The 11,681-nt window shown below is 63.6% G+C and carries 12 protein-coding genes and 1 tRNA gene; 8 read left to right on the top strand and 5 right to left on the bottom strand.

The window, feature by feature from the left end; genetic code table 11:
• Both JXA24_06095 and JXA24_06090 read left to right on the top strand, forming a co-directional pair.
• Positions 1-642: TIGR02757 family protein (locus tag JXA24_06095; GenBank protein ID MBN1283323.1), on the top strand; the 642-nt coding region annotated here is incomplete at its 5' end.
• Positions 643-1,126: 484 nt separating this feature from the next.
• Positions 1,127-1,348: a hypothetical protein gene (locus JXA24_06090; GenBank protein ID MBN1283322.1), complete on the top strand. Its 222-nt coding sequence runs from the start codon at positions 1,127-1,129 to the stop codon at positions 1,346-1,348.
• 1 nt (position 1,349) lies between these two features.
• Here JXA24_06090 and JXA24_06085 read toward each other — a convergent pair whose 3' ends face one another.
• Positions 1,350-2,879 (bottom strand): leucyl aminopeptidase, encoded by a 1,530-nt coding sequence (locus tag JXA24_06085; GenBank protein MBN1283321.1) that lies wholly within the window; start codon positions 2,877-2,879, stop codon positions 1,350-1,352.
• 149 nt (positions 2,880-3,028) lie between these two features.
• Here JXA24_06085 and JXA24_06080 point away from each other — a divergent pair, with 149 nt between their 5' ends.
• Positions 3,029-3,778 carry a hypothetical protein gene (locus tag JXA24_06080; protein MBN1283320.1) on the top strand — a complete coding sequence of 250 codons (750 nt, stop codon included), beginning with the start codon at positions 3,029-3,031 and terminating at the stop codon, positions 3,776-3,778.
• A 12-nt stretch (positions 3,779-3,790) separates the two neighbouring features.
• Positions 3,791-4,252: a RidA family protein gene (locus JXA24_06075; GenBank protein MBN1283319.1), complete on the top strand. Its 462-nt coding sequence runs from the start codon at positions 3,791-3,793 to the stop codon at positions 4,250-4,252.
• Positions 4,253-4,296: 44 nt separating this feature from the next.
• On the opposite strand, the gene JXA24_06070 is transcribed toward JXA24_06075, so the two are convergent.
• Entirely contained in the window at positions 4,297-5,253 is a 957-nt protein-coding gene (locus tag JXA24_06070) for a hypothetical protein (GenBank protein MBN1283318.1), read from the bottom strand.
• A 260-nt stretch (positions 5,254-5,513) separates the two neighbouring features.
• On the opposite strand from JXA24_06070, the gene groES reads away from it, so the two are divergent.
• From groES to JXA24_06055, 3 genes are all read left to right on the top strand, one after another.
• Positions 5,514-5,810, top strand: coding sequence for a co-chaperone GroES (groES, locus tag JXA24_06065; GenBank protein MBN1283317.1), 297 nt, complete (start codon positions 5,514-5,516; stop codon positions 5,808-5,810).
• A 33-nt stretch (positions 5,811-5,843) separates the two neighbouring features.
• Positions 5,844-7,478, top strand: a complete 1,635-nt coding sequence (gene groL, locus JXA24_06060) for a chaperonin GroEL (GenBank protein MBN1283316.1) — start codon at positions 5,844-5,846, stop codon at positions 7,476-7,478.
• Between the two features lie 193 nt (positions 7,479-7,671).
• Complete coding sequence (locus tag JXA24_06055) at positions 7,672-9,360, top strand: hypothetical protein (GenBank protein ID MBN1283315.1); 1,689 nt, start codon at positions 7,672-7,674, stop codon at positions 9,358-9,360.
• 21 nt (positions 9,361-9,381) lie between these two features.
• Here the strand turns inward: JXA24_06055 and JXA24_06050 are convergent, their stop codons facing one another.
• Complete coding sequence (locus JXA24_06050) at positions 9,382-9,762, bottom strand: hypothetical protein (protein ID MBN1283314.1); 381 nt, start codon at positions 9,760-9,762, stop codon at positions 9,382-9,384.
• A gap of 131 nt (positions 9,763-9,893) precedes the next feature.
• Between JXA24_06050 and JXA24_06045 the strand changes: the two genes are divergently transcribed.
• Positions 9,894-9,967: transfer RNA gene (locus JXA24_06045), tRNA-Arg, on the top strand.
• A gap of 74 nt (positions 9,968-10,041) precedes the next feature.
• Here JXA24_06045 and JXA24_06040 read toward each other — a convergent pair.
• Together JXA24_06040 and JXA24_06035 are read right to left on the bottom strand one after the other, a co-directional pair.
• Positions 10,042-11,421 (bottom strand): tyrosine phenol-lyase, encoded by a 1,380-nt coding sequence (locus tag JXA24_06040; GenBank protein MBN1283313.1) that lies wholly within the window; start codon positions 11,419-11,421, stop codon positions 10,042-10,044.
• Positions 11,422-11,452: 31 nt separating this feature from the next.
• On the bottom strand, positions 11,453-11,681 hold a 229-nt coding region (locus JXA24_06035; GenBank protein ID MBN1283312.1), incomplete at its 5' end, for an aminopeptidase.

Raw genomic sequence — 11,681 nt, 5'->3', positions numbered from 1 at the left:
CTCGTCGCCAGTTCGCTCGCCTACGGCCGCGTGGCGCAGATACTGAGGAGCGTGAGGACCGTCCTCGATCGCATGGGCGAACCGCGCAGGTTTGTGATCGATGCGACGCCGGCAAGACTCAGGAAGACCTTCTCTGACTTCAAGCACCGCTTCACGACCGGCGACGAGATGGCGGCGATGCTCGCCGGCGCCGCTCGCGCGATGAAGAGGCACAGCTCGCTGGGCGCCTGCTTCGCATCTCACGCAAAGAGGGGCGATGAGGACGCGATGCCCGCGCTGTGCGGATTCGTCTCCGAGCTCGGCGCAGGCACCAGCCTGCTGTCCGAGCCGGGCAGGGGCAGCGCCTGCAAGAGGCTCAACATGTTTCTTCGCTGGATGGTGCGCCGCGACGAGGTCGACCCCGGCGGCTGGCGCGGCGTCTCGCCGGCGAAGCTCATCGTCCCCCTCGACACGCACATGTACAAAATATCGAAGAGGCTGGGCTTCACCGCACGCAAGGCGGCAGATTGCAGGACCGCCCGCGAGATCACCGCGGCCTTCAAAAAATTTGCGCCCGACGACCCGGTTCGCTACGACTTCTCCCTCACCCGCCTCGGAATCCGCAGCGAACTTTGCGTTTCAGATTTTTTCAAGACCCTATAACCGTGCCTACGGGTCACTGCCTTCCGTCGAGCAGGCTGTCATCGGGTCCGGGATGCCTGTCTCGCTACGGCTCGCTCACTCAGACGCCGCTCGCTCGCCTGCGTCTCTTCGCCGCGGTCATCATAGGGCTGCTGATTCGCGGCGAATTCAAACGCCGCTCGACAGGCATCCCGGACCCGATGCCGGGCGGAGGCGAAAGGATGCCGATTTGGTGGAGCGAGCCGGTTTGCTCTTCGCAGCGGGGCTCACGGAGGCCGGATGCCGTAGCCTGTCACACACCGGCCGACGTGGCCCAGCGAGGAGGCGGCGCCTGAGACGACGAGCGTAGCGAGAAGAACAAACCGGCTCGCTCCGCAATACATAAATATTTGATATTATTATATAATATCTCGCGATTTCTTTTTTTATCGCCAAGAGCAACTTCGGGGTACTGTCTGCCGATAATTAAATTGCGGGGGAGAGTGCGCGAAGGGGAAGTTTGCCTATGGCCGTGGACAAGATAAAGTCCCTGATCAGCGGCACCGAGTTCAACCTCTATAGGTTCGAGCAGGGCGCCAAGTCGCCCTCTGCCCAGGCGGCGCCGGTCGATACTTTCGTGAAGGTCGATGGCAAGAAGCTCGCAGGCGTCGAGCGCGGCATGGCCGGCGCAGCCGAGGTGCCGATGCCGTCAGGCTTCAAGGGGATAGGCCGCTTCAAGAACCCCTGATTCAGCCCTTCCTGAAATTCGAGACGAACTCCACCAGAGTGCGCACCATCACGCCCGTGGCGCCGCGGGGCCAGAGGGGACGATCCTCGTCGGCCCAGGCGCTGGCCGCTATGTCCATGTGCGCGAACGGCACCTCGCCGACGAACTCCTTGAGGAATATCCCGCCCATGATCGTCTGGGCCTTGCTCTTGCCGGTGTTGTTGAGGTCCGCGATGCCGGAGGTGTAGCCCTTCTTGTACTCGTCGACCATGGGCAGCTGCCACATGCGCTCGCCGGTGGCCTCGGACGCGCGCCTCACACGGTCGATCAGCTTCTGGTCGGTGCCGACCGCGATCGAGAAGAGCTCGCCGCAGCAGTAGGCGGCGCCGCCGGTGAGCGTCGAGAGCTCGACGATCGCGTCCGGCTTCCGGTCGGCGGCGTAGGAGAGGGCGTCGGCGACTATCAGCCTCCCCTCGGCGTCGGTGTTGGTTATCTCGATCGTCTTTCCGTTGCGCGCCGTGACGATGTCGCCCGGCTTCACCGCCTTGCCGTCCGGCATGTTCTCCGCGGCCGGTATGTAGGCGTGGACCTCGACCGCGGGCTTGAGCTGCGCGATCGCCTGCATGGCCGCGATCACGCTCGCAGCGCCTGCCATGTCCCCCTTCATCGTCTCCATGCCGCGCGCAGGCTTTATGGAGATGCCGCCGGAGTCGAAGGTGACCCCCTTCCCCACCAGGGCGAGCCTCCCGTGCGGCCGCCCCTTCGGTCTGTACGACAGGACGATGAATGCGGGCGGCTCCGCAGAACCCCTGGCGACCGCCATCAGTGCGCCCATCCCCTCCCTTGCCATCGCTGCCATGCTGAGCGATTTGAACCCCAGCCTGTATTTCTGCGCCGCCCTCCTGGCCGATCTCGCTATGATGGCCGGCGTCGCATCCTGCGCCGGGGTGTTGGTGAGGTCGCGCGCCGCGTTCTGCGCCTCGGCCACGACCCTGCCCCTCTCCATCGCCGCCTTCAAGGGCGCCGCGTCCCCCCGGTAGAGGATGTCGAGCTGGGCCAGCGGCGCGGGCCTCTCCTCTCCGTCGGTCTTGTAGCGTTCGAAGGCGTAGCTGCCGAGAATCGCGCCCTCGACTATGGCCCTCCCGCGATCGGAGGCCGGGAGATCGTCCACAGAGCCGCGCTCCAGGACGAGCGCCGCCGACTGGGCCTTCACGACCTTCGCCGCCTTGGCGATCGCGGCGCCGGACTCCCTCAGAACCTCCAGGGTCAGCTCCTTTCGCTTGCCCATCCCCACGAGGAGTATGAACTTCGCCGGTATCTGGCCGGCGGTGAAGAGCATGCGGTGGGCCCCGCGCTCGCCCTTGAACCTCTCCTGGGCGATCTGCCTCGAGATGCTCCCCGACAGCGCCTTGTCCAGGGCGGTCCCCCCGTCCACGTGCTTGATGAGGGCGTGCCTTGCCCCCTCGTCGCCGTCCGCCCTCTCGAAGAGGCCTATCGATATTATGTCGGCGGAGAATCTCTCCGGTGCGGCCCTGCTCACGTTGAGCTTCATGGTCTCTCCTTTGGGCAGGACATTCTATACGCCAGGATTCATTGGTCAATCTCCGCATTTCAAAGGCCCGCTGCCGGCACAGTCATCCCTTGTGGAAAACGGCTGTTTCCGCTACAAATGGCGGGATGCCGGAGTCATTCGATCAATCATTGAGAAGGGCCATGGAGCTCCTGGGCCGCCTGGTGGAGCACCTGATAGGCAGCGCCAAAAAGGCCGGCGCACACGTCGGCACGCGCGCCGGCGTCCAGCCTCTCATGTCCATCGAGAGCCTGCTTCAGCCCGACAGGGTGAAGGAGCTGATCGACTCCTCCATAAAGAGGACGATCGAACAGGCCCTGCCGGCGCTCGAGGGCAAGGGGGCCCTGGACGTAGGCGAAGGCCCGATCTTCTACGCCTCCCGGCTGCTGGGCGCGAGGGCAAAGACCGCGATCAGCTTCGACATCAGGGGCTCGGTCTCGGATTCGCAGGGAGACGTTTCGCGCGGGTTCATAGTTCAGGGCAAGGCCGCGAGGCTCCCGTTCCCTGCCGAGATCTTCGGCTACGTCCTGGGCAGGCTCGCATCGACCCTCCAGGGCGACATGTCGCGCGCTGTGCTCGAGCTGGGACGGGTGATGGAGCCCGGCGGCCAGGGGGTGATGGTCGACTTCCACCCGTTCGGCCTCTACGCCAGGAAGGGGGCCAACAGGCTCAAGTCGGCGGAATCGAACCTCCATCGGTTCGAAGACTACTACTCCCTCATGAGAAAAGCGGGGCTTCGGATCGTCGACCTGAGGGAGACGTTCATAGACGAGCAGACGCGCGCCTTCTTCAAGGACGAGGAGATAGGCGCATATCGGTCGCTCAAGGGGACGCCGCTGCTCGCGTTCTTCTTCATCTACAAGCCCAGGAAGAAAAAGTAGAACGGAGACCTCATGGACTTCGACGCAAAGCTCACCGAGCTGTTCATCGAGATGCAGGAGCCGCCATCGGACAAGGGGAGCGTGCAGGCGGCGGCGCAGATAGGCAAGACGCTGATCGTGGGGCAGGCGCTCCCATACTCATCGGGCAGGCTGCACCACCAGGGGCGAGTCGGCATCGAGGTCAAGACGGACGCGGCGAAGCTCGCGGCCCGGACCGCTGCTGTCATGGCCCTGTCGTGCGCGCGCCGCGAGCTCGGAGGGTCGCTCGCCGGGGTGAAGAGGGTTGTGAGCATCGAGGCTTTCGTCGCCTGCGGGGCGGACTTCAAGGATCACGACAGGGTGATAGACGGCGCGAGCGACCTGATGGGCCAGATATTCGGGCCGTACGGCAAGCATGTCAGGAGCGCAGCCGGCGTGGCCAGCCTGCCTCAGAACGCATGCCTCTCCCTTTCGGTGACGTTTGAGCTGAAGTGACCCCCGAAGGGGGTCGTCCCACGGCAAGGACGAAGGACCCGATGTCATTCTGCAGGATTCACGTACATCATGGCGGCTGCGGTCGCGCCCCTGAGCCACCCGCCTGAGCTGTTGTCAAAGGCAGCGGAGAACTTTATCTCGTCGCCCTCAGCGAGCGTGGTCCTCATGTCAACGAACGGGTTGTCGCTGAGGGCCACGAGCCCCTGCCCCTCGTCCAGGGTCGCCTCGGAGCGCCAGAACGGGGCTATCTCCGAGCCTGCCACGAGTTCCATGGAGGCGCCCCGATCGCCCATCGCGCCGTTGACCATGATCACCCTCGACCCCTTCGAGAGCCTGTAGGAGGCCGAGCGCTCGGAGAAAGCGCCCGGCTCTATGTCGACGGCGGCGTGGCCGCACGGGTCGAACTCGACGAGCATCGGCTTCACGTCCTTGAGGTTGGCGAACTCGTTCATCGGCCGCGCCTTCAGCGTGATCTCGAAATAGACCCCGGAATGGCCCTGCCCGGTCCGGTTCATGAGCACCGCCCTGGCCTCGAGCGGATCGGTGGCCAGGACCGGATACCCGTACCCCTGCGGGAGCTCGACGTCGGTGAGCATGGAGGTCGCCACAAAGGCCGCGTTGCCCGAGCCCGACTGCCCGCACAGCTCGTTCTCCTCGTGGAGGTTTATGAGCATCGCGCGGGAGAGCAGCTCGCCCGGGAGCCCGGCCCCGCTTGCGCTCACCACCCTCGGCTCAAACGCGGTGACCCAAAGGTCCTCGCCTGTATTGAAGCGCATGATCAGGGGCGCATCCTCCATCTCCTCCGCAGCTGTCCCGGCGGGCAGATCGATCGGGCCCACATGGAAGATGAGGCGCTTCTGCCACGCCTCCTCGGCAAGCCTCTCATCCACGTCCGGCCCGTTGATCCCGACCATCACGCTGCCGTCCGGCGATACGAACACAGGGGCCTTTGTGCCGTTGCAGGCCTGCAAAAGGAAACCGGCCGCTGCGGCACCAAGCATTACCAGCCTGAATTTATTGACTAAATTGGTCATCATGGGCCGGTTATCTATACAGGCGCACGAAAGATGCCAATATGCACGGCGTCAAGTCTGGCTGACGCGCCGTGTTGGAGAGGGGCCAAAAAAATTATCCACAACCCCTTGACTGTTGCTGATAAGGCATTATATGGTCCGCAACTCAGTTGTTAGCACTCGAATGGGTCGAGTGCCAACCGTGAAAAGCAGCCCAAAACAGGCCACTTATCAAAGGAGGAAAGAATATGGGAGCACAGATCAGACCGCTTCACGACCGCATCCTCGTAGAGCGCCTCACCAACGAGGAGAAGACAAAGGGCGGGATCATCATCCCTGACACCGCCAAGGAGAAGCCGCAGGAGGGCAAGGTCATCGCAGTGGGCAACGGCAAGATCCTGGACAACGGCCAGACCGTGAAGCTCGAGGTGAAGACCGGCGACAAGATCCTCTTCACCAAGTACGCGGGCAGCGAGATCAAGATCGACGGCATCGAGTACACGATCATGCGCGAGGACGACGTCCTCGGGATCGTAGGCGCATAACCGAACCCAAACGAAACCACCAAGGAGGATACAATGTCAGCAAAGGAACTGCTCTTCAGTCAGGACGCCCGCGACAAGATCCTGCGCGGCGTAAACGCGCTGGCCGACGCGGTCAAGGTCACGCTGGGCCCCAAGGGCCGAAACGTCGTGCTGGACAAGTCGTTCGGCAGCCCGGTAGTCACCAAGGACGGAGTGACGGTCGCCAAGGAGATAGAGCTCGGCGACAAGTTCGAGAACATGGGCGCGCAGATGGTCAAGGAAGTGGCCTCCAAGACCTCCGACATCGCGGGCGACGGCACCACCACCGCCACGGTGCTGGCCCAGTACATCTATCATGAAGGCGCGAAGCTGGTGGCGGCCGGCCACAACCCGATGGCCCTCAAGCGCGGCATCGAAAAGGCGGTCGAGTACACCATCGACCAGCTCAAGAAGAACTCCAAGCCGACGAAGGACCAGAAGGAGATCGCTCAGGTCGGGACCATCTCGGCCAACAACGACGAGACCATCGGCAGCATCATCGCCGAGGCGATGAGCAAGGTGGGCAAGGAGGGCGTCATCACGGTCGAAGAGGCCAAGGGCATGGACACCACCCTCGACGTGGTCGAGGGCATGCAGTTCGACCGCGGCTATCTCTCCCCCTACTTCGTGACAGACCCGGAGAGGATGGAGGCGGCCCTCGAGAACCCGCTCATCCTCATCCACGAGAAGAAGATCTCCAGCATGAAGGACCTGCTGCCGGTGCTCGAGCAGGTCGCCAAGATCGGCCGTCCCCTGCTCATCATCGCCGAGGACATCGAGGGCGAGGCGCTGGCCACGCTGGTCGTCAACAAGCTGCGCGGCACGCTCCAGGTCGCGGCCGTGAAGGCCCCGGGCTTCGGCGATCGCCGCAAGGCCATGCTCGAGGACATAGCCACCCTCACCGGCGGCCGCTTCATCGCCGAGGAGCTCGGCTTCAAGCTCGACAGCATGACGACAAAGGACCTAGGCCAGGCGAAGCGCATCACCATCGACAAGGAGAACACCACGATCGTCGACGGCGCAGGCAGCAAGGACGCCATCGAGGGGCGCATCAAGCAGATCCGCGCGCAGATCGAGGAGACGACCTCCGACTATGACCGCGAGAAGCTTCAGGAGAGGCTCGCCAAGCTCGTGGGCGGAGTCGCGGTCATCAACGTCGGGGCCGCCACCGAGACCGAGATGAAGGAGAAGAAGGCCCGCGTAGAGGACGCGCTCCACGCTACCCGCGCGGCGGTCGAGGAAGGCATCGTCGCCGGCGGCGGCGTGGCACTCATCAGGGCCACCTCGGGCCTCGACAACTTCAAGGCGAAGCTCACCGAAGAGGAGTGGGAGGGAGTGCAGATCATCCGCAGGGCCGCCGAGTATCCCTGCCGCTGGATCGCGCAGAACGCCGGCTGGGAAGGCGCGGTGGTGGTGAACCACGTAAAGGCCGCGAAGGCGAACGAGGGGTTCAACGCCCAGTCCTGCCAGTACGAGGACCTCATGACCTCCGGCATCATCGACCCCACGAAGGTCGTCCGCTCCGCGCTCCAGAACGCAGCCTCAGTCGCCGGCCTCATGATCACCACCGAGGCGATGGTGACCGAGAAGCCGAAGGAGGAGAAGGCCATGCCCCCGATGCCGCATGGCGGGATGGGAGACATGTACTAGGTATCGGGCAACACCACGTTTTGAGGAGAGGTGGTTCCGAAAGGAGCCACCTCTTTTTTTATCCGCACTCTCCGGCTTGCGCGCTGAAGTCCTATTGACCCCAAGAAAATCAAAGTGTTATAATGCACCAACTTTTCCCGGGGGATATGGTTTGCGCAAACGATCACTTTCATCCCTTTTCATGAATAAAGCCGTGAAATCAACGATCTTTGGCGCAGCCCTCCTCGCCGCGCTCGCTGTTTCCCCTGCGGCTCAGGCCATGAGCTTCTCGAGCCACGGATACTACAGGCTCAGGGTGGTGGGTGCCGACAACCTCGACCTGCAGGGCAGCAACAGCAATCTCGTTTACGACAACAACCGTTTCGGCTTCATCCAGTACAACCAGATGAGGCTCAGGATCGAGCCGACCCTCAAGCTCAACGACTGGCTCTCCCTGCACTCGACGTTCGACATCCTGGACAACGTCCTCTTCGGCACAGAGAGCACGCGCGAGCTCAACATAATAGCGCCGGTCGTGGGCGAACAGACGCTGCCGCCCGGCGCCGGCTCCTTCTACATGGCGGGGCCGGACCGAGTGGGCGAGAACGGCGCGATAAACGTGCGCCGCGTTTGGATGGATGTGCTCACGCCGATAGGGAAGATCCGGGCCGGCCGCCAGCCGTCGAACTGGGGGCTGGGCATCTTCCAGAACGACGGCAACGGGCTGCAGGGCGACTTCGGCGACACCGCCGACAGGATCATGTACCTCATGCAGTACGGCTTCTCAGGCGGCGGGGCGATAACCGCCGGGGTGTTGTGGGACATCGCCTACGAGGCGCAGTTCGACCCGCGCATCACCGGGCTAGCCTCCGCCCCTGAGTCGAACAATCGAGACGCGCAGCAGTATGCTGCGCTGGTCATGTACGACCAGCCGGAGTTCTCGGTCGGGCTCTTCGGGGGCCTGAGGAGGCGCAACGGCCAGGACGGCGCGACCACCATGTTCGTCAAGGACGCTCTCGGCAACGAGGTGGCGGCCGGCATCGACGGCGACACGATGCTGTATTTCGCCGACCTCTACGCGCGATACACGTGGCGCAATTACACCTTCAAGCTCGAGGGCGTCTATCTAGGCGGCGACGTCACGACCGGCCTCGCGCTCGACGCCATCCCGTTCACAGGGCTGGGGGCGGGCGACGGGATCATCCAGCTGCCGCCCAAGCAATCGATGAGCGCGTTCATGGCCGCCTTCGAGGCCACCGGCAACTACAGCTTCGGCGGGGAATGGAAGTTCCAGGCCGGGTACGCGCCCGGCGACCCGAACCCGCTCTCCACGAAGATAACGGAGTTCGGCTTCAGGCCCGACTATAACATCGCACTCATGATGTTCTACATGCCGCTCGGCACGACGCCGTCCCTCTACGGGCAGAAGGCCGGGGGCACAGGGGGCACTGAGTACCTGGCGGGCGGCAAATCGGTGACTGCAAACTACGTGAACAACGCCTTCTACTTCACCGCCGGGTACAAGCACAAGTTCGAGTTCAAGGACACGCCGTGGGCGAACTGGGCCAAGATCGGAGGAAAGTTCGTCACCGCCTGGGCCCCGAAGAAGAACACCAACATAAACTTCGCGGACCTCATCCCGCAGGCCGGCAACTGGCCTGCGCTCACAGAGACGTCCACCTCGATGTGGCAGCGCTGGTACGGCCTCGAGATGGACATATCGGCCGAGGCGCAGCTCTTCAACTTCCTCTACACGGCGCTCGATATCGGGTTTCTCTTGCCGGGCAGGGCGTACAGCATAGACGTCGAGCTCATCGATCCGGGCAACATCGTGGAGCCGATCCCCTACGACAAGGCGAACATGGCCTGGATGGTCCGGCTGTCAACGGTCCTGCAGTTCTGAGCCCGGCCGCATCGCCGCCGGTCAGTTCAGCTTCCGTACGTCCGGCCTCCGGTCCACGACCTCGATCGTCGCCTCTGCCTCTCCCGAGACGCTGCAGCGGGCAACGACCCTGAACGAATCGCCGACCTGCGCAGGTATCTTGAACGGGGGCATGGTCTGGTTGCGATGGCTGGTCTGGAAGCTGAAATCCTTCCTCGCCGCCTCTTTCCCGTCCTTGTACACGACAACCTCTTTTATGAAGTGGCCCTTCGGATCGTTTACAAGGTGCTGGACCGTGACGAGCAGCTCGCCTCGCCCCAGGTCGTAGTAGCCGTCCACCGCATTCGGCTCATGGGCCACGGCGGTCCCCATGACGATGATGACGATCGCGGCGACGACCGCCCCGTGGAATATCCGCATCATGAGAACCCCCTTTTGTTTGCAATCCCAACGGGTTATGCCACCTATGGCCCGCCAAGGCAAGCGGCTCCTCGCCCTTGACAGGACTCGAGGTCATGGTTTAGGGTGCGCCCCCTCACGAGGGGGCGATCGGCGCGCCCGTAGCTCAGCGGATTAGAGTATCTGACTACGGATCAGAGGGTCGCAGGTTCGAATCCTGCCGGGCGCGCCGATCGCCTTCAGTTTTTTCACGAATCTTCGCAGGTTCGAACGTAAAGAAGCTATAACAAACGGCTCCCTTTTTCAGAGCGGCTCGAAACGGGCCTGGAAGAAGCGCAGCGCCCCGGGCTCGTAGGTCATCCTGAGCCCCTTCACCTGTCTTCTCTTCCGCCAGACGATCTTCACGGCCTCGGCGACGACGTCCATGTGCGAGTTGGTGTAGGCGCGCCTGGGGACGGCGAGCCTGACCAGCTCGAGCCTGGGCACGCGGTTCTCCCCTGTAAGCGGGTCTCGGCCCGCGGACACGATGCCCCGCTCCATGGAGCGCACTCCGCTCTCGACGTATATGGCGGCGGCGAGCGTCTGCGCGGGGAACTCGTCCTGGGGGATGTGGTCGAGGAATGCCCTGGCGTCGAGGAACACCGCATGCCCGCCCACCGGCCTCACTATCGGTATGCCGGCCGCGACGAGCATCTCGCCGAGGCGCTCGACCTGTCCCACGCGCCAGCTCACCACGTGCTCGCTCTCCGCAGCCTCCTTGAGGCCGCGCGCGCACGCCTCCATGTCCCGGCCCGCCATCCCGCCGTAGGTGTGCAGCCCCTCGTAGACTACGACCAGCTCCTTGGCCCTCGTGAAGAGCCCCTCGTCGTTCATCGCGAGCCATCCGCCCATGTTCACGTAGGCGTCCTTCTTTGCCGACATCGTGCACCCGTCGGTGTGGGAGCAGAACTCGCGGCAGATCTCCTTGATGGTCCTCTTCTCAAATCCCTTCTCGCGCTTTTGTATGAAGTAGCAGTTCTCCAGGATGCGGGCGGCGTCCAGGATGACCTTGATGCCGTGCCTGCGGCAGAGCTTCGACACCTCTTTGATGTTCGCCATGGAGACCGGCTGGCCGCCGGCCATGTTCACCGGCGCGCCGATGCTCACGTAGGGTATGTTCCCGGCCCCGAATTCCGCGATGAACCGCTCGAGCTTCGCCATGTCGGCGTTGCCCTTGAACGGGAGCTCGGCCCCCGGGTCGTTGGCCTCGTCGACGATGACGTCGTGGAAGGTGGCGCCCGCCAGCTCCTGGTGCAGCCTCGTTGTCGTGAAGTACATGTTGCCGGCCACGTGGTCGCCCGGCTTTATCATCGCCTTGGAGAGGATGTTCTCGGCCCCGCGCCCCTGGTGCGCCGGGACGATGTGCCTGTACCCCATGACGTCCCGGATCACCTCTTCCATGAAATAGAAGTTCCTGCTCCCTGCGTACGCCTCGTCGCCCTGCATCATGCCCGCCCACTGGTAGTCGCTCATCGCCGCAGTGCCGGAGTCCGTGAGCAGATCGATCCAGACGTCCTCGCTCCTGAGGAGGAACGTGTTGTAGCCCGCCTCGCGGATCGCCTTCTCGCGATCCGCGCGGGTGGTCATCCTGATGCTCTCGACCATCTTGATCTTGAACGGCTCGGCCATGAGGCTCAGGTCCATGGAGGGCTCCTCGGAAACTCCCCGCTGCGGGCTATATCGTGAACCTGCCCCTCTCCATTATCGTACTGCCGTCCACGACGACCGTCGGGTCGCGCATCACGCCGTCGTTGTGCGCCTTGCTCTCCCAGGAGGCCCCGGTCTTGTCGGGGTAGGGGCTGCCCAGCGCGACGTGCACGCCGGGGAACTTCTCGTCCTGCAGCAGGTTGCCTATGAGCTTCGTGAGCGCCACGTTGGTGCCGATCGCGAACTCGCCGACGCGG

The sequence above is a fragment of the Pseudomonadota bacterium genome, from assembly GCA_016927275.1.
Taxonomy (GTDB): domain Bacteria; phylum UBA10199; class UBA10199; order 2-02-FULL-44-16; family JAAZCA01; genus JAFGMW01.
Note: the sequence above shows the minus strand (reverse complement) of the source record. Positions and strands in the feature narration are given on the sequence as shown.